The organism is Variovorax sucrosi (assembly GCF_051216635.1).
Classification (GTDB): domain Bacteria; phylum Pseudomonadota; class Gammaproteobacteria; order Burkholderiales; family Burkholderiaceae_C; genus Variovorax.
The window spans coordinates 224,346-246,636 of the sequence record NZ_JBPJZU010000003.1; the positions used below are offsets into that span (position 1 = coordinate 224,346).

The 22,291-nt window shown below is 68.0% G+C and carries 25 protein-coding genes; 15 read left to right on the plus strand and 10 right to left on the minus strand.

Annotated features, from left to right (window positions below; all coding sequences use genetic code 11):
• The 4 genes from ACSFBE_RS07065 to ACSFBE_RS07080 form a co-directional block, all read right to left on the minus strand.
• Positions 1-1,119: a porin gene (locus ACSFBE_RS07065; RefSeq protein WP_435489675.1), complete on the minus strand. Its 1,119-nt coding sequence runs from the start codon at positions 1,117-1,119 to the stop codon at positions 1-3.
• A gap of 199 nt (positions 1,120-1,318) precedes the next feature.
• Positions 1,319-2,092: an SDR family NAD(P)-dependent oxidoreductase gene (locus ACSFBE_RS07070; RefSeq protein WP_435489676.1), complete on the minus strand. Its 774-nt coding sequence runs from the start codon at positions 2,090-2,092 to the stop codon at positions 1,319-1,321.
• A 28-nt stretch (positions 2,093-2,120) separates the two neighbouring features.
• On the minus strand, positions 2,121-4,001 hold the full coding sequence (locus ACSFBE_RS07075) for a feruloyl-CoA synthase (protein ID WP_435489677.1): 1,881 nt from the start codon (positions 3,999-4,001) through the stop codon (positions 2,121-2,123).
• Positions 4,002-4,046: 45 nt separating this feature from the next.
• A complete protein-coding gene (locus ACSFBE_RS07080; protein WP_435489678.1) occupies positions 4,047-4,820 on the minus strand; it encodes a crotonase/enoyl-CoA hydratase family protein in 774 nt (257 codons plus the stop codon).
• 102 nt (positions 4,821-4,922) lie between these two features.
• Here ACSFBE_RS07080 and ACSFBE_RS07085 point away from each other — a divergent pair, with 102 nt between their 5' ends.
• Positions 4,923-5,786, plus strand: coding sequence for an amidohydrolase family protein (locus ACSFBE_RS07085; RefSeq protein ID WP_435489679.1), 864 nt, complete (start codon positions 4,923-4,925; stop codon positions 5,784-5,786).
• Positions 5,787-5,804: 18 nt separating this feature from the next.
• Here ACSFBE_RS07085 and kefC read toward each other — a convergent pair whose 3' ends face one another.
• A complete protein-coding gene (gene kefC / locus ACSFBE_RS07090; RefSeq protein WP_435489680.1) occupies positions 5,805-7,634 on the minus strand; it encodes a glutathione-regulated potassium-efflux system protein KefC in 1,830 nt (609 codons plus the stop codon).
• 1 nt (position 7,635) lies between these two features.
• Positions 7,636-8,352 (minus strand): glutathione-regulated potassium-efflux system oxidoreductase KefF, encoded by a 717-nt coding sequence (gene kefF, locus ACSFBE_RS07095; RefSeq protein ID WP_435489681.1) that lies wholly within the window; start codon positions 8,350-8,352, stop codon positions 7,636-7,638.
• A 100-nt stretch (positions 8,353-8,452) separates the two neighbouring features.
• Between kefF and ACSFBE_RS07100 the strand changes: the two genes are divergently transcribed.
• A complete protein-coding gene (locus tag ACSFBE_RS07100; protein ID WP_435489682.1) occupies positions 8,453-8,911 on the plus strand; it encodes a MaoC family dehydratase in 459 nt (152 codons plus the stop codon).
• Between the two features lie 16 nt (positions 8,912-8,927).
• Here the strand turns inward: ACSFBE_RS07100 and ACSFBE_RS07105 are convergent, their stop codons facing one another.
• The gene (locus ACSFBE_RS07105; RefSeq protein ID WP_435489683.1) at positions 8,928-9,389 is read right to left on the minus strand and encodes a tRNA (cytidine(34)-2'-O)-methyltransferase; all 462 of its coding nucleotides are present in this window, start codon (positions 9,387-9,389) and stop codon (positions 8,928-8,930) included.
• A 27-nt stretch (positions 9,390-9,416) separates the two neighbouring features.
• Positions 9,417-10,145, minus strand: coding sequence for a ComF family protein (locus ACSFBE_RS07110; protein ID WP_435489684.1), 729 nt, complete (start codon positions 10,143-10,145; stop codon positions 9,417-9,419).
• Between the two features lie 23 nt (positions 10,146-10,168).
• Here ACSFBE_RS07110 and ACSFBE_RS07115 point away from each other — a divergent pair, with 23 nt between their 5' ends.
• The 8 genes from ACSFBE_RS07115 to ACSFBE_RS07150 all read left to right on the plus strand — a co-directional run bounded on the left by ACSFBE_RS07115 (position 10,169) and on the right by ACSFBE_RS07150 (position 16,562).
• Entirely contained in the window at positions 10,169-11,086 is a 918-nt protein-coding gene (locus ACSFBE_RS07115) for a methyltransferase domain-containing protein (protein WP_435489685.1), read from the plus strand.
• Positions 11,087-11,225: 139 nt separating this feature from the next.
• On the plus strand, positions 11,226-11,702 hold the full coding sequence (locus tag ACSFBE_RS07120) for a DUF2244 domain-containing protein (protein WP_435489686.1): 477 nt from the start codon (positions 11,226-11,228) through the stop codon (positions 11,700-11,702).
• Between the two features lie 60 nt (positions 11,703-11,762).
• Complete coding sequence (coxB, locus tag ACSFBE_RS07125; protein ID WP_435489687.1) at positions 11,763-12,947, plus strand: cytochrome c oxidase subunit II; 1,185 nt, start codon at positions 11,763-11,765, stop codon at positions 12,945-12,947.
• A gap of 46 nt (positions 12,948-12,993) precedes the next feature.
• A complete protein-coding gene (ctaD, locus tag ACSFBE_RS07130; RefSeq protein WP_435489688.1) occupies positions 12,994-14,625 on the plus strand; it encodes a cytochrome c oxidase subunit I in 1,632 nt (543 codons plus the stop codon).
• Between the two features lie 22 nt (positions 14,626-14,647).
• Positions 14,648-14,758 carry a cytochrome oxidase small assembly protein gene (locus tag ACSFBE_RS07135; RefSeq protein WP_435489689.1) on the plus strand — a complete coding sequence of 37 codons (111 nt, stop codon included), beginning with the start codon at positions 14,648-14,650 and terminating at the stop codon, positions 14,756-14,758.
• A gap of 7 nt (positions 14,759-14,765) precedes the next feature.
• The gene (locus ACSFBE_RS07140; protein WP_435489690.1) at positions 14,766-15,392 is read left to right on the plus strand and encodes a cytochrome c oxidase assembly protein; all 627 of its coding nucleotides are present in this window, start codon (positions 14,766-14,768) and stop codon (positions 15,390-15,392) included.
• Positions 15,392-15,616: a DUF2970 domain-containing protein gene (locus ACSFBE_RS07145; protein ID WP_435489997.1), complete on the plus strand. Its 225-nt coding sequence runs from the start codon at positions 15,392-15,394 to the stop codon at positions 15,614-15,616. The genes ACSFBE_RS07140 and ACSFBE_RS07145 overlap by 1 nt, the downstream gene beginning before the upstream one ends.
• Positions 15,617-15,680: 64 nt before the next feature.
• A complete protein-coding gene (locus ACSFBE_RS07150) occupies positions 15,681-16,562 on the plus strand; it encodes a cytochrome c oxidase subunit 3 (RefSeq protein WP_435489691.1) in 882 nt (293 codons plus the stop codon).
• 77 nt (positions 16,563-16,639) lie between these two features.
• On the opposite strand, the gene ACSFBE_RS07155 is transcribed toward ACSFBE_RS07150, so the two are convergent.
• A complete protein-coding gene (locus tag ACSFBE_RS07155) occupies positions 16,640-16,870 on the minus strand; it encodes a twin transmembrane helix small protein (protein WP_435489692.1) in 231 nt (76 codons plus the stop codon).
• Between the two features lie 24 nt (positions 16,871-16,894).
• Here ACSFBE_RS07155 and ACSFBE_RS07160 point away from each other — a divergent pair, with 24 nt between their 5' ends.
• From ACSFBE_RS07160 to ACSFBE_RS07180, 5 genes are read left to right on the plus strand one after another with little or no spacing between them, the layout of a single operon-like run.
• Complete coding sequence (locus ACSFBE_RS07160) at positions 16,895-17,725, plus strand: SURF1 family protein (RefSeq protein ID WP_435489693.1); 831 nt, start codon at positions 16,895-16,897, stop codon at positions 17,723-17,725.
• Positions 17,712-18,392 (plus strand): SCO family protein, encoded by a 681-nt coding sequence (locus ACSFBE_RS07165; protein WP_435489694.1) that lies wholly within the window; start codon positions 17,712-17,714, stop codon positions 18,390-18,392. Before ACSFBE_RS07160 ends, ACSFBE_RS07165 begins: the two co-directional genes overlap by 14 nt.
• Positions 18,393-18,399: 7 nt before the next feature.
• Positions 18,400-19,593 (plus strand): COX15/CtaA family protein, encoded by a 1,194-nt coding sequence (locus tag ACSFBE_RS07170; RefSeq protein ID WP_435489695.1) that lies wholly within the window; start codon positions 18,400-18,402, stop codon positions 19,591-19,593.
• The gene (gene cyoE / locus ACSFBE_RS07175) at positions 19,590-20,507 is read left to right on the plus strand and encodes a heme o synthase (RefSeq protein WP_435489696.1); all 918 of its coding nucleotides are present in this window, start codon (positions 19,590-19,592) and stop codon (positions 20,505-20,507) included. Before ACSFBE_RS07170 ends, cyoE begins: the two co-directional genes overlap by 4 nt.
• A gap of 16 nt (positions 20,508-20,523) precedes the next feature.
• Positions 20,524-21,129 (plus strand): SCO family protein, encoded by a 606-nt coding sequence (locus tag ACSFBE_RS07180; RefSeq protein ID WP_435489697.1) that lies wholly within the window; start codon positions 20,524-20,526, stop codon positions 21,127-21,129.
• 67 nt (positions 21,130-21,196) lie between these two features.
• On the opposite strand, the gene rpoH is transcribed toward ACSFBE_RS07180, so the two are convergent.
• Positions 21,197-22,141: an RNA polymerase sigma factor RpoH gene (rpoH, locus tag ACSFBE_RS07185; RefSeq protein ID WP_435489698.1), complete on the minus strand. Its 945-nt coding sequence runs from the start codon at positions 22,139-22,141 to the stop codon at positions 21,197-21,199.
• Between the last annotated feature and the right edge of the window lie 150 nt (positions 22,142-22,291).

The window sequence follows — 22,291 nt, forward strand, 5'->3', positions numbered from 1 at the left end:
TTAGAAACTATGGTTGATACCGACCATGGTGCCGGTCTGGTTGCCGCCGGCGGTCGGGTTGCTGCCGGGGGCGCCACCGCTGACCGAGACCGCGGCCAGGCTCTGGTTGCGGATATGGCCGAGCTGGCCGTAGACCGTGGTGCGCTTGGACATCCTGTACAGCGCGCGTATCGCGAACAGGGTGGAGTCGAAGTTGTCCACGCTCTTGTAGGCCAGGCGGGCCACAGTGCCGTCCACCGTCCAGGCCGGGGTGATGGCGTAGGACGCGCCCGCGTACCAGAGATTGCTCTTGGGACGGGCGGCATTGCCTTCGTTGTCGCGGCGGATCAGGCCAGCGGCCAGCTTGGCATCGCCCAGCTTCATGTAGCCATTGACGGACAGGCGGGCGTCGGTCTTGTCGCTGCTGGTCAGGCCGCCGAATACGGCATCGGTGGCGCTGGTCAGGGTGCGGCCATGCTGCAGGTCATAGGCCAGGGCGGCACCCCAGGTGGGTGCGTCGTACTTGGCCAGCAGCGACCAGGCGCGGCAGGCCTGGGCGTCGCTGCCGCTTTCGCCCGGGCAATTGGTGCCGACGGGCGAGGGGCCGGCGTTCACCGTGTCGCGGCCCAGGCTGTAGCTGGCGCCGACGCTCAAAGCGTCGAATTTGCCGCGGTAGACGACGGCGTTGTCGTGGCGGGCATTGGGGATGTAGGCATCCAGCGAGCCGATGCCGAATACGCTCGGGCCCACGATGTCGGCATCCAGCAGTGACCAGAACAGCATGCTGTACTGACGGCCCGCGGTGACCGCACCCCAGTCGCCGCTCAGGCCCACATGCGACTGGCGGCCGAACAGACGGCCACCCTGGCCCAAGGCGCCGGTGTCGGGGGCAAAGCCCGATTCCAGGGTGAACACTGCGGACAGGCCACCGCCCAGGTCTTCCTTGCCGCGAATGCCCCAGCGGGAGGCCAGAATGCCGGTGTTGGATGGCATGCGGATGAGGGCGCCGTTGGCGGTGTTGCTCACCCGCTCGACGCCGGTATCGATGATGCCGTACAGGGTGACGTTCTGGGCGTGAACCGCGCTGGTAGCGGCCAGCCCGGCCACGGCGGTCAGGGTGAACAGGGATGCAATTTTCATATGTCTCTCTCCAAGGGTGGTGCTGTGGTGTCGGGGGTTACACGGCGCTTGTTTGCGCTCTGCATCAGCGTGGAGCCAGGCGCAATGCGCCGGCCGGGGTTAGGAGGACGCGGCGCCCACGCGCTTGTTGTTTCCGCCTAATTCAGTAGCTGCCAGCGCTGGTGCCATATGCGCTGACAGCCTTTTTCTTGCAGATTTATCAACGCGGCGCCATACGCAGCGCGCCGTCGAGGCGGATCACTTCGCCGTTGAGGTGGCCGTTGGTCACGATGTGGCAGGCCAGTTCGGCGAATTCCGACGGCTTGCCCAGCCGCGGCGGAAAGGGGATCGATGCCGCCAGCGACTGCTGCACCGGCTCGGGCAGCTCGAGCAGCAGCGGCGTGGCGAAGATGCCCGGGGCCACGGTGCACACGCGGATGCCGTGCTGCGCCAGGTCGCGCGCCATCGGCAGCGTCATGCCGACCAGGCCGCCCTTCGACGCGCTGTAGGCCTGCTGGCCGACCTGGCCGTCGAAGGCCGCGACCGAGGCGGTGAACATCATCACGCCGCGCCCTTCGCCATCCTTGCCGTCCAGCGCCTCGAGCTTGGCGCAGCGCGCGGCGAACAGCCGGCTCATGTTGTAGGTGCCGATCAGATTGACCGCGATCACCTTGCTGAAGTCCTCCAGCGGCGCCGCACTGCCGTCCTTGCCGACGATGCGTTTGGCGCTGCCGATGCCCGCCACGTTCATCAGGATGCGGGCCGGCCCGTGCGCTGCGGCGGCGGCTTCGAGCGCGGCCTCGACGCTCGCGGTGTCGGTGATGTCGCAGGCATGCGCGCTGCCGCCGATGTCGGCGGCCACCTGCTGCGCGCGTTCGATGTTGCGGTCGAGCACCGCCACCTTCGCGCCCAGCCGGGCCAGTTCGCGGGCTGTGGCTTCGCCCAGGCCCGAGGCGCCGCCGGTCACCAGGGCGGCTTGTCCGTCGATCTTCATGCGTTGTCTCCTTCGTCGGGTCCGTGGATCACTGCCATTGCGGCTTGAGGGTGAAGGGCAGGGCGTCGGCGTGCAGCGCCTGCACCTGCGCGTCGCGGTGCTGGAGCACGGCGCGCTGGTTGATGGAGCCCTTGTCGGTGACTTCGCCCTTGTCGATCGACGGCGGCTCGGCCACCAGCACCGCGCGGGCGATGCGGCTTGCGCTGCCGCCGGCGTCGGCCGCCAGGCGGTCGATCACCTTCTGGAAGTACAGCTGCACGGCCGGGCTTCCCACCACCGCATGCATCGGCGCATCGGCGGGCAACCCGGCAAGCTCGCGCACCGCCTGCGTGGGGAAGACCAGCGCGCCCACTTCCTTCAGGTTGATGCCGGTGAGCACCGCGTCCTGCACATAGGGCGCACCGAAGGCGATGATCTTGGCGCGCAGCGGCCCGACGCTCACGAAGGTACCGGTGGCGAGCTTGAAGTCTTCGGCGATGCGGCCGTCGAAGCGCAGGCCCAGGTGGATGTTGCCGGGGTCGATCCAGGTCACGGCGTCGCCGGTGCGAAAGAAGCCTTCCTCGTCGAAGGCCTCGTGCGTGGCGTCCGGCAGGCGCCAGTAGCCCGGCGTCACGTTGGGGCCGCGGTAGCGGATCTCGGTCTTGCCGTCCACCGGCACCAGCTTGATCTCCATGCCGGCCGTGGGCAGGCCCAGGTCGCCGGTCCGCACTTCGGGCCGGGTGATGTACAGGCCGAAGGGGCCGGACTCGGTCATGCCGAGGCCGGTGCCGATCACCAGCCGCTCGCCCAGCTCGGCCTCCTGGATGCGGTGCAGCTGGTCCCACAGGGCCTGCGGCAAGGCGGCGCCGGCGTAGAAGAACAGCCGGCAGCGCGACAACAGGTTCTTGCGCAACACGGCGTCCTCGGCCATCGCATGGGCGATGTACTCGAAGCCGGTGGGCACGTTGAAGTAGACCGTGGGGGCGATCTCGCGCAGGTTGCGCAGCGTCTCGGCGATGCCGCCGGGCGTCGGCCGGCCGTCGTCGATGTAGAGCGTGCCGCCGTTGTCCAGCACCAGGCCGACGTTGTGGTTGCCCCCGAAGGTGTGGTTCCAGGGCAGCCAGTCGACCAGCACCGGCGGCTCTTCGCCCAGCACCGGGATCGACGCGCGCAGCTGCGCCTGGTTGGCGCACCACATCCGATGGGTGTTGATGACGGCCTTCGGGTTCTTGGTGGAGCCGGAGGTGAAGAGGAACTTGGTGATGGTGCCGGGATGCGTCGCGTGCATCGCGGCCTCGACCGCCGGCGTCGGCTCGGTCGCGATCAATTCGCTCAACGGTGTGACGGCACGGCCTTCGAGCGTGCCGCTGCTCAGCACCACCTCGACCTCCGGCGCCACGGTGGCGGCAATGGCGTTCGCATAGCGCGTGTCGGTCGCGAACACCAGGCCGGGCGTCAGCGTCGCCATCACGTGGCGCAGCTTCTCGAAGTCCTTGCTCACCAGCGAGTACGGCGGCGACACCGGGCAATAGGGAATGCCGACATAGAGGCAGCCCAGCGCCAGCATCGCGTGCTCCAGGCTGTTCTCGCTCAGCAGCGCCACCGGCCGCTCGGCCGAAAGACCGCGTTGCAGCAGCGCCTGACCGATCGCGCGCGCGGTGTGCAGCGTCTCGCGGTAGCTGATGCGGACCCAGTCGCCGGTGCTGCCGTCGACGTTGCGCGCCCGGCGTGCGATGAAGGTGCGATCGGGCGCCACCGCGGCCCAGTGCACCAGGCGCTCGGTCATGCGGTGGGCATAGGCGCCGAGCGGCTGTTCGGCCTGCAGGTACTGCACGCCGCCTTCGCCTTCGCGCAGCACCCCGCGGGTGATGCCGAACGCAAGCGGCCGATAGCGGGGTGCACCAACACCGGCGGCTGCCGTGGTCGGCATTTTGGTTGTCTCCGGCATATTTTTTCTCCTGCGGGTTTTAGGCGGTCAGCCCTTGGCGACCTTGGCGGCCTTGCCGTCGAGGAAGGCCTTGACGCGGGCCTTCGCTTCGTGTGAGTCTTGTGCGATGCCGGCCATCAGCGCTTCGGTGAAGTAGCCGTGGTCGGCCGGCTGGTCGGCGATGCGCGGCAATGCGTGCATCAGCGCGTAGTTGGTGAGCGGCGCGTTGGTGGCGATGCGCTGGGCGAGTTCCACCGCCTTGTCCAGCGCCGCGCCTTCGGGCACCAGGTACTGCGCGAAGCCGACACGCTCGCCGTCCTCGGCGTTGTAGACCCGCCCGGTCATCATCATGTCGGTCATGCGGGCCACGCCGATCAGGCGCGGGATGCGCACCGAGCCGCCGCCCCCCACGAAGATGCCGCGGCTGCCTTCGGGCAGGGCGTAGAAGGTGCTCGCATCGGCCACGCGGATGTGGCAGGCGCTGGCCAGCTCGAGCCCGCCGCCGACCACCGCGCCGTGCAGCGCCGCCACCACCGGCACCGGGCCGTGCTGGATACTCTCGAGCGCGTCGTGCCACATGCGCGAATGGCGCAGGCCGGCGCCGGCGTCGCGCTCGCTCAGCTCCGACAGGTCGAGCCCGGCGCAGAAGTGCGGGCCTTCGCCGTCGATGACCGCGGCGCGCACCGTGTCCGGCAGGTTCTGGAAGGCGTCGCGCAGCGCCAGGATGAGCCCGTCGTTCAGCGCATTGCGCTTGGCAGGGCGCGTCAGGCGGATGATGGCAATGTCACCCTGGAGATCGATGCGGAGGTCTGTGTTCGTCATGATTGCGTTCCCGAGTTGCATCGATTATGGTTATGAAAAATAACCAATTCAACCGCCGTTCGCCCGCCAGCGGTCGGTGTTTACCCGAACCGGAGACACAGCATGGACATCGCCAACCTCGTCGCCATCGACACCCACACGCATGCCGAAATCAGCTGCTGGAACCCCTTCGACAACTACGGCGAGGAATACGACCGCGCGGCCGACAAGTACTTCCGCTCCAGCAAGCGGCCGACCATCCAGGAGAGCATCGACTACTACCGCGAACGCAAGATCGGCTTCGTGATGTTCGGCGTCGATGCCGAGAGCAATCTGGGCCGGCGCCGCATCCCGAACGAGGAGATCGCCGAGGCGGCGCAGAAGAACCCCGACGTGATGATCGCGTTCGGCAGCGTCGACCCGCACAAGGGAAAGATGGGCGCACGCGAGGTGCGGCGCCTGATCGAAGAGCACGGCGTGCGCGGCTTCAAGTTCCACCCGACGGTGCAGGGCTACCACCCCTACGACAAGATGGCCTGGCCGCTCTACGAAGTGATCGCCGAGCACAAGCTGCCGGCTGTCTTTCACACCGGCCACAGCGGCATCGGCTCGGGCATGCGCTGCGGCGGCGGGCTGCGGCTGGAATACAGCAACCCGATGCACCTGGACGACGTCGCCATCGACTTCCCCGACATGCAGATCATCATGGCGCACCCCAGCTTCCCCTGGCAGGACGAGGCGCTGTCGGTGGCCACGCACAAGCCGAACGTCTGGATCGACCTGTCGGGCTGGAGCCCGAAGTACTTCCCCAAGCAACTGGTGCAGTACGCCAACACGCTGCTGAAGGACCGCATCCTGTTCGGCAGCGACTACCCGCTCATCACGCCCGACCGCTGGATGAAGGACTTCCTCGAAGCCGGCTTCAAGCCCGAGGTGATGCCCGGCATCCTGAAGGACAACGCGGTCCGGCTGCTGGGGCTGAAGTAGCCGCGCCCCGGCCGCGCGTCAGTCCTCGGTGCGGTCCCAGTCGCCGCGCAGGCGTTTCTGGCGGTCTTCGCGCTCGCGGGCCATCTGCTCGGCGAATTGCTGCCGGCCTTCCTTCGACACCGCGATCAGCTTGGCGCGGTCCTTGTAGTGCGGATAGATCTCGGCCGTGAGCTTGAGGTTGCGCTGGCGGAACAGCATGGCGGATTCGCGCGCCTCGTGCGCCGGCCAGCCTAGCACCTCGAGCACCGAGCGGGCGCTGCGCAGCGACGACTCGAACAGCTCGCGTTCGATGAATTCCACCTTGCGGTCGACCAACTGGTAGAGATGCGCCACGTTGCGCGCCCGGGCCACGATGCGCGCCTGCGGGAAGTGCTCTTGCACCAGGTCGACGATCTCGAGCGACTGCTCCATGTCGTCGACCGCGACCACCACCGCCGTCGCGGCGCCGGCGCCGGCGGTGCGCAGCAGGTCGAGCCGTGTCGCGTCGCCGTAGAACACGCGAAAGCCGAACTCGCGCAGCCCGGCCACGGTGTCGGGGTCGTGGTCGAGCACCGTCACCTTCACGCCCTGCGCACTGACCATGCGGCCGACGATCTGGCCATAGCGGCCGAAGCCGCAGATCAGCACCTTGGGCGTCTGCTGCTCCGAGATCTCTTCCATCGGCGTCGCGGCCGCGCGGCTGTAGCGCGGCATCAGGTACTTGTCGACGATGAGCAGGAGCAACGGCGACACCAGCATCGACAGTGCCACCGCACCGGTGAGGAACGAGGCCACGCCCGGCGGCAGCACGTCGGGCCCGGCCGCCTGGAACACGACGAAGGCGAATTCGCCGCCCTGCGCCAACAGCAGCGTGAACACCGGCCGCTGCTGGTAGGGCAGGTCCATCGCCTTGGCCAGGCTGTAGATGACGACGAACTTCAGCACCAGGAAGCCCACCACCACCAGCGCCATCAGGCCCGGCTGCGCCATCAGCACGCCGAAGTCGATGCTCATGCCGACGGCGATGAAGAAGAGGCCGAGCAGCAGGCCCTTGAAGGGCTCGATGTCGGTCTCCAGTTCGCGCCGGTACTCGCTTTCGGCCAGCAGCACGCCGGCGAGGAAGGCGCCGAGCGCCATCGACAGGCCGACGAACTGCATCAGTGCCGCGATGGCCACCACCAGCAGCAGTGCGGTGGCGGTGAAGATCTCGGGCGTGTTGCTGCGCGCGATCCAGCGCAACAGCGGCCTCAGCAGCAGCCGGCCGCCCAGCACGATGCCGGCGATGACGCCGATGATCTTGAGCGCCTCGAAGGCCCGCGCACCGCCGCCCAGAGGCTCGTGCGCGCCGGCACCGGCGAGCAGCGGCAGCAGCGCCAGGATCGGGATCGCCGCCACGTCCTGGAACAGCAGGATCGAGAAGCCGGCCTGGCCACTGACGGTGGGCAGCAGGTTGCGCTCGCCGAAGACCTGCAGCGCGATCGCGGTGGACGACAGCGCCAGGCCGAGCGCCGCGACCAGCGCCACGCGCCAGCTCGCGCCGGCCAGGATGCCGACGGTGAACAGCACCGCGGCGCAGGCGAGCACCTGGGCGGTGCCCCAGCCGAAGATGGGTCGGCGCAGGTTCCAGAGCCGCGCCGGCTCGAGTTCCAGGCCGACCAGGAAGAGCATCAGCACCACGCCGAATTCGGCGAAGTGCAGCACCTCCTCGACGCTGGACACCAGCCCCAGGCCCCAGGGCCCGATGGCGATGCCGGCCGCCAGGTAGCCGATGATGGAGCCGAGGCCGAGCGCCTTGGACAGCGGCACCACCAGCACGGCGGCGCCCAGGTAGATCAGGCTGCTGATGAGCCAGGCGGGTGCGTGTTCCATCTCAGGCCACCTCGCTGTCGGCGGCGCGGTCGGTCGCAGGCTCGGCCAGTGCGGCGCGCAGCGCCAGGTCGAGGCGCTGGCCCTCCGCCATCGGCGGCGGCCGGTCTGCGTCCGGCACGGTGCAGGTCGGGCAGAGACCGAGTTCCTCCATCTCCGGCCAGTCGGGGTAGCTGGCCAGGCGCTGGGCGAAGACGTCGACATGCGCGGTGACCTCGGGCTCGCTGGCGCGGCGTGCGCCGTGCAGGATGAGCGGCGGCAGGAAGCGCATACCGCAGAGCACCGCCGTCTGCTCATAAGGCGGCAGGAAGGCGTCGAAGAAATAGCGGTTGTAGCTTTGCGGGTGGTAGCTGGCTTCCGAGCCGCCGGTGGTCGCGGTCAACCAGACGTCCTTGCCCTGCAGCGCGGTGCCGCCGCTGCCGTAGGCCCAGCCATAGCGCAGCACCTCGTCGAACCAGAGCTTCTGCAGCGGCGGCATCGAATACCACTGGATCGGGTGCAGCAGCACCAGCAGGTCGGCGCGGGCCAGGCGTTCCTGCTCGGCCTCGACGTCGATGGCGTAGTCGGGGTAGCTGGCGTAGAGATCGTTGACCTCGACCCCCTCCACCGCGCGTGCGGCCGCCAGCAGGCGGCGGTTCACGCGGGACTCGCGCCAGTGCGGATGGGCCGCGAGCAGGTAGATGCGCCGCGCCGGGGCGCGTGTGTTCGTCGTTGTCGGCATCCCGCGAACATAGCGCACGGCGGGCCGGGGCGCCCGCGCCCCCTGCGCTTGTCGCGGCGCGGACACGCGGCCGCCGTGGCCGCGTCGTACAGTGCCGCGCATGAAAAAGACCTTCCAGACCCTTCCGGATCTCGCCGCCTGCGTCGGCCAGGAAGTCGCGGTCAGCGACTGGCTCACCGTGACCCAGGCCCAGGTGAACCAGTTCGCCGAGGCGACCGGCGACCACCAGTGGATCCATGTCGACGTGGAGCGTGCCCAGGCCGGCCCCTTCGGCGCACCGATCGCCCACGGTTTCCTCACGCTCTCGCTGCTGCCGAAGTTCTTCGAGGAGGCCTTCGAGGTGGTCGAGTCGCGCATGGGCGTGAACTACGGGCTCAACCGGGTGCGCTTCATGACCCCGGTGCCGGTCGGCAGTCGGCTGCGCGCCCGCATGAAGCTCCTGTCGTCGGAACCGATCGCCGGCGAGGGGCTGCAGATGGTCTGGGAAACGACGATCGAGCTGGAGGGTGCGGCCAAGCCGGCCTGCGTGGCCGAATCGGTGGTGCGCCGCTACCGCTAGGGCGTGTCAACAGGCCCTAGGCGAAGCCGTTCTGGCGCCAGGCCTCGAACACCGTCACCGCGACGGCGTTCGACAGGTTCAGGCTGCGCTGGCCGTCGCGCATCGGCAGGCGCAGGCGCTGGTCGGGCTCGAAACGCTCGCGCAGTTCGGGCGCCAGGCCGCGGGTTTCCGAGCCGAACACCAGCCAGTCGCCGGGGCGGAAGGCGACCTCGTGCACCGGCCGGCTGCCGTGGGTGGTCATCGCGAACATCCGTTCGACGGCCGGCGTCTCGGCCGCCAGCAGGGCGGCCCAGTCGGCATGGCGTCGCACCTCGGCGTACTCGTGGTAGTCCAGGCCGGCCCGGCGCAGCAGCTTGTCGTCCATGGAAAAACCCAGCGGTTCGACCAGGTGCAGCGTGCAGCCCGTGTTGGCCGCCAGGCGGATGACGTTGCCGGTGTTCGGCGGAATCTCGGGCTCGACCAGGACGATGTGGAACATGGGGCGGATTGTCGCGGTCCGCGACCCTCAGGTCGGCAGTTCGGTGCGCGCGAGCACGAGCGCGGTGAGGTGCGCCGCGCCCGCGCCGCGCAACGTGGCGGCGGCGGTGAAGAGCGATGCGCCGCTGGTCATGACGTCGTCCACCAGCACGATGCGGCGTCCGCGCACCGCCTCGGCCCGCAGCGGCTCGATCGCAAAGGCGCCGCGCAGGTTGCGCAGCCGCTCGGTGCGGCTGAGCCCGCTCTGCGCCGGCGTGTCGCGCGTGCGCAGCAGCAGCGTGGCGTCGGTCTTGGCGGGCGCGAGCCGCCGCGCCAGTTCGAGCGCCTGGTTGAAGCCGCGCTGGCGCAGCCGCGCCGCCGACAGCGGCATCGGCAGCACGAGTTCGCAGCGCTCCAGGGCCGGCTCGGTCCAGGGCGCGCTGCGCATCAGGGTGGCGAAGGGCGCGGCCCAGCCCGCATGGCCCTGGAACTTGAATTCGCCGATCGGCCCGGGCCAGGGCCACGCATAGTCGCAGGCGGCCAGACAGGCGTCCAGCGGCGGCGGATGGCGCACGCACTCGCCGCAGCGCGCCAGGCCGGGCGGCACGGGCAGGGCGCAGGTGGTGCAGCGTGGCGTCGGCGGTGCGAAGCGCGCGACGCAGGCGTCGCACACCGGCTGCGAGGGCCAGGCGCGGCAGACCGCGCACTGGCTGGGCAGGCGGTCGAGGAGGGACGAGAAAAGGGAGGAAAAAGGCCGCGCGGCCAGCCCGAAACGCATCGCTCAATATACTGAGCTTCCCCATGCCTACCGATTCCGTCCAGCGCCCGCCGACCATCGATCCACCGGCGGCAGCGCGCTGGGCCGCCTTGCCGCCGGGGCCCGCCTCGCCCTGGCTGCACGAGGAGGTCGGGCGTCGCATGGAGGACCGGCTGCAGTGGATCACCGCCAAGCCCCAACGCTGGATCGACTGGTCTCCGCTGCGCGGTGGCCGCGAGGCGCATTCGCTGGTGGCGCGGCGCTACGGTCAGGCAGCGCCCTACGTGCTCGAACCCGCCGCTGCGCTGCTGGCGCCGACGGCCGAGGCGATCGGCGCGCCCTGGTGGAGCGCCCGGCGCTGGCAGGGCGCCCGTGTGCGCTTCGACGCGCCGCCCGAGGAGGGCGTCGACCTGTTGTGGGCCAACATGGCGCTGCACATGGCGGCCGACCCGCAGGCGCTGATCGCCGACTGGCACCGGCACCTGGCCACCGACGGCTTCCTCATGTTCTCCTGTCTCGGGCCGGACACCCTCGCCGAACTGCGCGCCCTGTATCAACGCCTGGGCTGGCCGCCGGCCTGCCACCAGTTCACCGACATGCACGACTGGGGCGACATGCTGGTCGGCGCCGGCTTCGCCGAGCCGATCATGGACATGGAGCGCATCGTGCTGACCTGGGCCACGCCCGAGGCCGCGCTGGCCGAGTTGCGCGGGCTGGGGCGCAACCTGCACGCCAAGCGCTTCCCGGCGCTGCGCGGCCGGGGCTGGCAGGCGGCGCTGCTCGACGGCTTGGCGGCGAGCGCGAAGCCCCCGGACCAGGCCGGCGGCGAGCGCCGCATCGCGATGACTTTCGAGATCATCTACGGGCATGCATTCAAGCCGCCGCCGCGGGTCGCTTTGTCCGGCGAAAGCGCGGTTTCGCTGCGCCAGATGCGCGAGATGCTGCAACGTGGGCGACCTTGATCCAGGTCAACGCCTGGAAGCGAACCGCTACAATCCGCCGCTGCGTGAACTCCCGGGGCTTTTCCCGCGATCGGCACCTGTCGGCTCCTGTTAAATCGGGCTCGGCGCGTGTCGATAAACCGATCTGCCGAACTCGTCCGTGTCGAATTTCGTGTTTCGTTTTGCCACCGTGTCAGGCCAGAGCATCCACTGGTTCCTGAAGCGCAACTGTTCGGTCACGCCGAGCCAGTTGGGGTGGCTCTACGCCTCGCTGTGCGTGGTCTCGCTCGGCGTCGGCACGGTGTTCTGGCTGCATGGCGCGCCGCTGGTGCTGCCGTTTGCCTGGATCGAACTCGTGGCGGTCGGCGTCGCCTTCGTGCTGTACGCCAGGCATGCGACCGACGGCGAGCGGATTGCATTGCAGGGCGGACGGCTGGTGGTCGAGTTGGAAAACGGCGGGCACTACGAGCGCACGGAATTCTTGCCGCACCAGGTGCGGATCGAGCCTCAGGCCAGCGACCGATCGCTGATCGAGGTGTCGGGACAGGGTCGGTCGGTCAAAGTGGGGCGCTATGTGCGCCCCGAATTGCGGGCGGCGCTGGCGCGTGAGATTCGAATGGCAGTGCGTGGCGCCTGAGCGGCACGGGGCCGGCGATGCAGCCGCCGGGGTTAAACGGAAATTGAAGAAGTGAACACGATGAAGAGCAATTGGCGCAACAAGTACAACAGGCCCGCGACGCTGCTGCTGGCCGCGGGCACGGCGTTCAGCGGCATCGCCCATGCTGTTCAGGACCTGCCAGGCGGCCCCATGGTGCGCCAGCTCAACATGCCGGTCGGCGTGACCAAGATCGCGCAAGAGCAGCACTTCCTGCACACGGTCATGATGATCCTGTGCACCGTGATCTTCATCGCCGTGTTCGCGGTGATGTTCTATTCCATCTGGAAGCACCGCAAGTCGGCCGGCCACAAGGCGGCCAATTTCCACGAGTCGGTGGTGGTCGAAGTCATCTGGACCATCGTCCCCTTCCTCATCGTCATCCTGATGGCGCTGCCCGCCACCAAGGTGCTGGTCGCACAGAAGGACACCACCAACGCCGACCTCACCGTCAAGGCCACCGGCTACCAGTGGAAGTGGGGCTACGACTACATCAAGGGCGAGGGCGAGGGCCTGGGCTTCATCTCGACGCTGGACAGCTCGCACCGCGCCATGTCCGATGCCGGCGCCAAGGGCGAGATCCCGGTCGACTATCTGTTCAAGGTCGACAACCCGCTGGTGGTGCCGGTCGCCAAGAAGATCCGCGTCATCACCACCGCCAACGACGTGATCCATGCCTTCGCCGTGCCGCAGTTCGGCATCAAGCAGGACGCCATCCCCGGCTTCGTGCGCGACACCTGGTTCCGCGCCGAGAAGGTCGGCGACTACTACGGCCAGTGCCAGGAACTGTGCGGCAAGGAACACGCCTACATGCCGATCCATGTGAAGGTGGTTTCGGCCGCCGACTACACCACCTGGGTCGACACCAAGCGCAAGGAAGCGGCTGCCAAGCTGGACGACCCGAACAAGGTCTGGGCGCTGCCCGAGATCATGGCGCGCGGCGAGAAGGTCTATGCCGCCAACTGCGCCGCCTGCCACCAGGCCAACGGCAAGGGCGCCGGCCCGATCAAGCCGCTCGACGGCTCGGCCAAGGTGCTCGATGCCAACCACGCGGTTCAGATCGACGTGCTGCTCAAGGGCCAGAACAATGGCGCGATGCCGGCGTGGAAGCAATTGAGCGACACCGACCTCGCGGCCGTGGCGAGCTTCACCAAGAACAGCTGGTCGAACAAGACCGGTCAACTGGTGCAGCCTGCCGAGGTCAAGGCCGAGCGGGCCAAGCTGTAAAAGAGGCCGCAGGCCCCGCGACGAAGAAATTGCAAGGAACATCGACATGAGTGCAGTCCTCGACCCCCACGGTCACGCCCCCGGCGACCACGCGCACGACGAGCATCACCACGCGCCCACTGGCTGGCGGCGCTGGCTGTATGCGACCAACCACAAGGACATCGGCACGCTGTACCTGCTGTTCTCGTTCACCATGCTGATGGTGGGCGGCGTGCTCGCGCTGCTCATTCGTGCCGAGCTGTTCCAGCCCGGCCTGCAACTGGTGAACCCGGAACTGTTCAACCAGTTCACCACCATGCACGGCCTGATCATGGTGTTCGGCGCGATCATGCCGGCCTTCGTGGGCTTCGCGAACTGGATGATCCCGCTGCAGATCGGCGCGTCCGACATGGCCTTCGCGCGGATGAACAACTTCAGCTTCTGGCTGATGATCCCGGCGGCCATCATGCTGGTCGCGTCCTTCTTCATGCCCGGCGGCGCACCGGCGGCGGGCTGGACGCTCTACGCGCCGCTCACGCTGCAGATGGGCCCCTCGATGGACGCCGGCATCTTCGCGATGCACATCCTGGGCGCCAGTTCGATCATGGGCTCGATCAACATCATCGTGACCATCCTCAACATGCGCGCCCCGGGCATGACGCTGATGAAGATGCCGATGTTCTGCTGGACCTGGCTCATCACCGCCTACCTGCTGATCGCCGTGATGCCGGTGCTTGCCGGCGCCATCACGATGACGCTGACCGACCGCCACTTCGGCACCAGCTTCTTCAACCCCGCCGGCGGCGGCGACCCGGTGATGTACCAGCACATCTTCTGGTTCTTCGGCCACCCCGAGGTGTACATCATGATCTTGCCGGCCTTCGGCATCATCAGCCAGATCGTGCCGGCCTTCGCCCGCAAGCGCCTGTTCGGCTACGCCTCGATGGTGTACGCCACCTCGTCGATCGCCATCCTGTCGTTCATCGTGTGGGCGCACCACATGTTCACCACCGGCATGCCGGTGACCGGCCAGCTGTTCTTCATGTACGCGACCATGCTGATCGCGGTGCCCACGGCGGTGAAGATCTTCAACTGGATCGCCACCATGTGGCAGGGTTCGATGACCTTCGAGACGCCGATGCTGTTCGCCGTCGGCTTCATCTTCGTGTTCACCATGGGCGGCTTCACCGGCCTGATCCTGGCCGTGGCGCCGATCGACATCCAGCTGCAGGACACCTACTACGTCGTGGCCCACTTCCACTATGTGCTGGTGGCCGGCTCGCTCTACGCGATGTTTGCCGGCTTCTACTACTGGTGCCCGAAGTGGACCGGTGTGATGTACAACGAGACGCGCGGCAAGATCCATTTCTGGTGGTCGCTGATCTCCTTCAACATCACCTTCTTCCCGATGCACTTCCTGGGTTTGGCCGGCATGCCGCGCCGCTATGCCGATTACCCGATGCAGTTCGCCGATTTCAATGCGGTGGCCTCGGTCGGCGCCTTCGGCTTTGGTTTGGCGCAGGTCTATTTCTTCTTCTTCGTCGTGCTGCCCGCGATGCGCGGCCAGGGCGAGCGGGCCTCGGCCAAGCCGTGGGAAGCCGCCGAAGGCCTGGAGTGGGAAGTGCCGTCGCCGGCCCCGTTCCACACCTTCGAAACGCCACCGCGCCTCGACCCGACCGCCACCAAGGTGATCGGCTGATCGGCCGCGCACTGGAACTGCGATGACACCGGAACAGAAGAAAAACAACCGACGCATGGGGCTCACGCTGGCCTCCATCGCGGTGCTGTTCTTCATCGGCTTCATCGTCCGCATGGTCTGGCTCGGCCACTGAGGCGCCCATGGGCATCGGTCAACGCATCCGCCGCGAGAACGTCCGCATGGTCGGCAAGCTGGCCATCGTGACGGCCGGCATGTTCGCGTTCGGCTATGCCCTGGTGCCCCTGTACCGCGCCATCTGCGAGATGACGGGCATCAACATCCTCGCGCTGTCCGAGCTCGAAGTGCCGGGCGGTGCCGCCGGCGGCAAGAACGTGCGGGTGCCCGACAACACGCAGGTCGATATGAACCGCACCATCACGGTCGAGTTCGACGCCAATGTGCGGGGCCTGTGGGACTTCAAGCCGGCGCAACGCTCGATGCAGGTGCACCCCGGCCAGCTGAACACGGTGATGTACGAGTTCCAGAACGTGCAGAACCGCCGCATGGCAGCGCAGGCGATTCCCAGCTATGCGCCGCAGCAGGCGGCACCGTACTTCAACAAGCTCGAATGCTTCTGCTTCAACCAGTACACGCTGGACGCCGGCGAGAAGAAGCAGTGGCCGGTCGCCTTCGTGATCGACCCCAAGATTTCCAAGGACGTGAAGACCATCACGCTGTCGTACACCTTCTTCGAAGTGGGCGGCAAGACACCGGCCGCGCCGACGGCGTCGATGGCCCCGCTGCATCCCGCGGAGCCGCGCTCGTGATGGCTGCCCGGACGCCCGAGACCCCGGAGTCGCCCCGCAAGGGCTCGCTGCTGCGTACCGTCAAGGCCGTGGCCTGGGGCTTCTTCGGCGTGCGCCAGAACAGCGCCTACCAGGAAGACATCGCCCGGCTCACACCGCTGCACATCGTGGTGGTCGGGCTGGTGGCCGTCGCGCTCTTCGTCGGCGCCCTGATCCTGCTGGTCAAGTACGTGGTGGCGGCCTGAGCCGACGCGCCGCATCGACATTGCCGCACCGATACGAAAACGAGAGAGAAAGCCAGGAGCTGATATGAGTTCAACCACCCACGGCACCACGCCCTACTACTTCGTGCCCGGGCCGTCACGCCATCCGATCATGGCGGCGATCGGACTGTTCTTCGTGATCCTCGGGGCCGGGCAGTGGATCAACGACCACCAGTGGGGCGCGTATTCGCTGGTCTTCGGCCTGCTGTGGTGGTGGGTGGTGCTGTTCCAGTGGTTCCGCGAAGCCGCGGGCGAGAGCGAAAGCGGGCAGTACAGCCACCGCATCGACCTGTCCTACCGCTGGAGCATGAGCTGGTTCATCTTTTCGGAGGTGATGTTCTTCGGCGCGTTCTTCACGGCTCTGTGGTGGACGCGCACGCATGCGCTGCCGGCGCTCGGCAGCCTGGACAACGCGCTGCTGTGGCCCGATTTCAAGGCGGTGTGGCCGAGCGTCGCGGCCGGTGCGACCGGTTCGCCGGCCGACATCGTCGAGCCCTTCCAGACCGTTGGCCCGTTCTGGCTGCCGACCATCAACACGGCACTGCTGCTGACCTCGGGCGTGACGCTGACCATCGCGCACCACGCGCTGCGCGCCGGCCATCGCGCCCAGTGCATCCGCTTCATGTGGCTCACCGTGCTGCTCGGCATCGTTTTCCTGAGCGTGCAGGGCTACGAGTACTACCACCTGTACACCGAACTGAACCTCAAGCTCAGTTCGGGGGCCTACGGCTCGACCTTCTTCATGCTGACCGGCTTCCACGGCCTGCACGTGTTCGTCGGCATGCTGATGCTGCTGTTCATCACGCTGCGTCTGCAGAAGGGCCACTTCACGCCGGAGCGCCACTTCGGCTTCGAGGGCGCGGCCTGGTACTGGCACTTCGTCGACGTGGTGTGGCTCGGGCTGTACTTCCTGGTCTACTGGCTTTGAGCGGACCGAACGGCACAACAAAAAAGCGCCGCAAGGCGCTTTTTTCATGGCGTTCGTGGACCTGGAACGAGCACGACCTACTTGCCGACGGGCAACCCACCCGGCTGGATGTAGCCGAGCTTCCACGCGAGCAGCACGCACAGGAACAAAAGCACCGAGAGGCCGATCCGAACGGTGAGGGCGCGCACCATGCCGCCGCTCTTGGCGCGGCCGTTCCGGCCGTCCTTCAGCATGAAGAACAGCGCGAAGCCGAGGCTGGCAAGAATGCCGGCGAAGGCCAGGGCGAGGACGTATTTCATGAACCCCATTATCGACCGCGGCAAGGCGCCGCGGTGCTGAACGACACCCGGCCCGGCGCTCGCCCGATCCGCCGCGGCCGCTTCTGGATCGTCACGCTGGCGGCCGTCTTGACGCTGGGCGCGACCGTCTCGCTGGGCCGTTGGCAGCTGTCGCGCGCCGCCCAGAAGGAAGCACTGCAGGCCGAGATCGAGGCCCAGCAGCAGCGCCCGCCACTCGAACAGCAGGCCTTCCTCGCCATCGACCGTCCGGCCGAGGCGCTGCATCGGCCCGTGCGGCTGCGCGGCCTCTGGCTGACGCCGCAGACCGTCTACCTCGACAACCGCCAGATGAACGGCGTGCCCGGCTTCTACGTGCTGACGCCCTTCGCCATCGAGGGGTCGGAGCAGGCGGTCATGATCCAGCGCGGTTGGGTGCAACGCAATTTCAACGACCGCACCCAGCTGATGCCGGTCGAGACGCCGGCCGGCCTGATCGAAGTCACGGCGCGCGTGGCCCTGCCACCGGCCCACCTGCTCGACCTCGGCAAGCCGGCGCCAGCGGCGTCGGCGGCGTCCGCGGCCGAGGGGGAGTCGGCGACCGAGGGTCGACAGCCCGCCGTGGGGTCTTCCCCCATCCGGCAAAATCTCGACCTGGAGGCGTTCCGCAGCGAAACCCGATTGCCACTGCGCACCGACCTCTCGCTCCAGCAGATCGGCGCGGCCTCCGAAGGCCTGCAGCGCGATTGGCCGGCGCCCGCGCTGGGTGTGGAAAAGCACTACGGCTATGCATTCCAGTGGTTCGGCCTCGCGGCCCTCGTCGTCATCCTCTATGTCTGGTTCCAATTCATCGCCCCCCGGCGCAAGGCAAGCCATGTCGGGCTCTGACGAGCCACTCGGCCTGACCGTGCACTCGATGCCTTCGCCGCGCCAGGCGCTCGCTGCGGGCGAGGGGCGCCGCACTGTCGTCGGCCGCTGGAAGATGATCGCGGTGATGCTGTGCTGCGCGGCGCCGGTGATCGCCTCGTACTTCACCTATTACGTGATCCGCCCGGAAGGCAAGCGCGTCTATGGCGAGCTGATCGACCCGCAACGGCCGCTGCCGGCCACGAGCGCGATCGCACGCGACGGCACGCCGACCACGCTGCGCGCGCTCAAGGGGCAATGGCTTCTGGTGACAGTCGCCGACGCCGCCTGCGACGCACTGTGCGAGCGGCAGCTCTACCTGCAGCGGCAGCTGCGCGAGAGCCTGGGCCGCGAGAAGGAGCGCATCGATCGCGTCTGGCTGGTCAGCGACGACGCGCCGGTGCCGCCGCGGCTCGACAACGGCCTGCATGGCGCCACCGTGCTGCGCGTGCCTGCGGCCCAGATCGCCCAGTGGCTCGCGCCCGCCCCTGGTCACACGCTGGCCGAGCACTTCTACGTGGTCGACCCACTGGGCAACTGGATGATGCGTTTCCCGGCCCGCATGGACACCGAAGGCGCCGGCCGCGCCAAGCGCGACCTCGACCGCCTCTTGCGCGCTTCCGCCTCCTGGGACGACCCCGGCCGCTGAGCCCGCCATGGAAAGCCAGTCCCTCTACGATCTCGGCCCCATCGCCTGGCTCATGGCCATGGGCGTGGTGATCGCGCTCGGACCGCTGCTCTGGGTCTGGCGCCGCAACGCCGGCGCTGGCCCGGCGCGCCGGCTGCATGCGCTCACCGTGCTCACGCTCTTCCTCACCTTCGACCTGACGCTCTTCGGCGCCTTCACCCGGCTCACCGATTCCGGCCTGGGCTGCCCCGACTGGCCCGGCTGCTATGGCAACGCCAGCCCGCTGGGTGCCCGCCATGAAATCGCGATGGCGCAGGCGGCGCAGCCGACCGGCCCGGTGACGCACGGCAAGGCCTGGGTCGAGATGGTCCACCGCTACCTCGCGACGGGTGTCGGCGTGCTGATCCTCACGCTGGCGATCGCGACCTGGGTGGTGCGCCGTCGGCAACGCAAGCTGCCTGCACGTGCGCAGGATGCGGGTGCCGCGCTCAGCGCCTGGTGGCCCGCCGTCACGTTGATGTGGGTGTGCCTGCAGGGCGCGTTCGGCGCGCTGACCGTCACGCTCAAGCTCTTCCCGGCGATCGTCACGCTGCACCTGCTCGGCGCCATCGTGCTGCTGGCGCTGCTGTGCATCCAGGCGGTGCGCTACCGCCAGGCCGCCGCGGCGCGCGCCCCGGTGCCGATGCCTGGTCCGATGCGCACCCTGCTCATCGCCACCACCGCGCTGCTGATGCTGCAGATCGCCCTGGGCGGCTGGGTCAGCACCAACTATGCGGTGCTGGCCTGCACGCAATTCCCGACCTGCCAGGGCAGCTGGTGGCCGCCGATGAACTTCGGCCAGGGCTTCCAGCTCTGGCGCGCGCTCGGGGTGGACGCCAGCGGCACGCCGATCGACTTTGCTGCGCTGACGGCCATCCACTATGCGCACCGGCTGATGGCCTATGTCGTGTTCGTTGCGCTGGGTCTGCTGGCCTGGCGGCTGCGCCGCATCGCCCCCTTGCGCGCGCAGGCCCGCTGGCTGGCGGGGTTGGCGCTGCTGCAGTTGGCCACCGGCCTTGGCAATGTGCTGCTGGGATGGCCGCTGGCGGCGGCGGTGCTGCACACCGGCGGCGCCGCGGCGCTGGCCGTCGTGCTGACCTGGACCTTGTGCGAAAGCCGGCGTGCGCCGCGCAGCGCGCCCGCAGGGGCGCGCCAGCCTTCAGGCACCATGGGGGCCGCATGAGCAGACCGATCCCCACCACGCCGCCGCAACAGGGCGCCACCACTGCCAGCGTGATGCGCCAGTTCTACGCGCTGACCAAGCCGCGGGTGGTGCAGCTGATCGTCTTCTGCGCGCTGATCGGCATGGTGCTGGCGGTGCCCGGCCTGCCGACACTGGCCGACCTGCAACGCGCGCTGCTGGCCTGCATCGGCATCTGGCTCGTCGCCGGTGCCGCGGCCGCCTTCAACTGCCTGGTCGAGAAGGGCATCGACGCGAAGATGAAGCGCACCGCCTGGCGTCCGACCGCGCGCGGCGAGCTGAGCGACCGGCAGGCGCTCGTCTTCTCGGCCGTGCTCTGCGCCTCCGGCTCGGCACTGCTGTGGTTCAGCGTCAACCCGCTCACCATGTGGCTCACCTTCGCCACCTTCGTCGGCTACGCGGTGGTCTACACCGTCATCCTGAAACCGCTGACGCCGCAGAACATCGTGATCGGCGGCGCCTCGGGCGCCATGCCGCCGGTGCTGGGTTGGGCCGCGATGACCGGCGACGTCGGCCCCGAGGCGTTGATCCTCTTCCTCATCATCTTCCTGTGGACGCCGCCGCACTTCTGGGCCCTGGCGCTGTACCGGGTGGAGGACTACCGCAAGGCCGGCCTGCCGATGCTGCCGGTGACGCACGGCAACGAATTCACGCGGCTGCAGGTGCTGCTCTACACCTTCATCCTGTTCGCGGCCTGCCTGATGCCCTTCATCTACGGCATGAGCGGCTGGTTGTACCTGGCGGTGGCGGTCGCGGTGAGCATCGGCTTCAGCGGCTATGCGTTTGCGTTGTGGCGAAACTATTCCGACGCGCTGGCGCGCAAGACCTTCCGCTTCTCCCTGATCCATCTCAGCGTGCTGTTCGCGGCGCTGCTGGTGGACCACTATCTTTTCTGAGCCCCCCATCGATCCCATGAACAAGCGCGATTTCCTCATGCTCGCAGGCGCCTCCGCGGTCGGGGGCGGCCTGGCCGGCCTGGCCGGATGTACCGAGGCCAAGCCCAGCTTCAACGCCGTCGACATGACCGGCGCCGACTACGCCAAGAACTTCGCCCTGAAGGACGCCGACGGCAAGGAGCGCACCCTGGCCGACTTCAAGGGCAAGGTCGTGGTGCTGTTCTTCGGCTATGCCCAGTGCCCCGACGTGTGCCCCACGACCATGACCGAGATGGCGCAGGTCAAGCAGCAACTCGGCAAGGACGGCGACAAGCTGCAGGTGCTGTTCGTCACCGTCGACCCGGAACGCGACACGCCCGAGGTCATGAAGGCGTACATGGGGGCCTTCGACCCGGCCTTCGTCGCGTTGATCCCGACGCAAGAGCAGCTCGCGGCCATGGCCAAGGATTACAAGGCCTACTACAAGAAGGTCGACGGCAGGACACCCACGAGCTATTCGATGGACCACTCGGCCGCCAGCTACATCTACGACACGCAGGGCCGACTGCGGCTGTACGCGCGCTACGGCGCCGGCGTGGCACCGATGGTGGCGGACGTGCAGGCGCTCATCAAGCAGGGCTGAGCCCGCTGTCGGCCACAAAAAAGCCCGGTGCATGCACCGGGCTTTTTCGCTGGAAGGACGCGCAGGCTCAGGCGTAGTCGGCCAGCGCCTTCTTCATCTTCTTCATCGCCGCGACTTCGATCTGGCGGATGCGCTCGGCCGAGACACCGTAGTCGGCCGCCAGCTCGTGCAGCGTCATGCCGCCCGAGCCGTCGTCGTTGACCTTGAGCCAGCGCTCTTCCACGATGCGGCGGCTGCGGTCGTCCAGCGCCTCGAGCGCGGTCGAGATGCCGTCGCTCGACAGCCGGTCGCGCTGGCGCGATTCGAGCTGAGCGGTCGGCTCCTGCGTGGCGTCGGCCAGGTAGGCGATTGGGCCGAAGGCGTCGTCGCCGTCGTCGGAAGGGCTCGGATCGAGCAGCACGTCGCCGCCCGAGAGCCGGGTTTCCATCTCGAGCACTTCCTCGCGCTTGACGTTGAGGCGGGTGGCCATCGCGCTCACCTCGTCCGGGCTCAGCGTCTCGCGGTGGGTGTCGGCATCCGCCGCCGCCGCGTCGGCCTTGAAGCTCTGCTTCATCGAGCGCAGATTGAAGAACAGCTTGCGCTGCGCCTTGGTCGTCGCGACCTTGACCATGCGCCAGTTCTTCAGGATGTACTCGTGGATCTCGGCCTTGATCCAGTGCATGGCATAGCTCACCAGCCGCACGCCCTGGTCGGGATCGAAGCGCTTCACCGCCTTCATCAGGCCGATGTTGCCTTCCTGGATCAGGTCGCCGTGCGGCAGCCCGTAGCCCAGGTACTGGCGGGAGATCGAGACGACCAGGCGCAGGTGCGACAGCACGAGCGCACCGGCGGATTCGAGGTCGTTGTGGTCGCGCAGACGGCGAGCGAAGCCCTGCTCTTCTTCGAGCGTGAGCATCGGCAGGCGGTTGGCGGCCGAAATGTAGGCGTCCAAGTTGCCCAGCGGCGGCACCATCGACCACGGATTGGTGACGGCGAGTTGATGGGTCGTAGAGGCTCCAGACAGACTTGTCATTGGGGAAACTCCTTTGTTGATCGACATATTAGCACTCGGTTAGAGGGAGTGCTAAGGCAAGGGTTCCCGGCGCGACAGGCGCGGCGATGCGTGCGGGATGGCGGAAAATGTTTGCTAAAGTGCCACTTTTGGTCGTCGGGCAGCGTACAT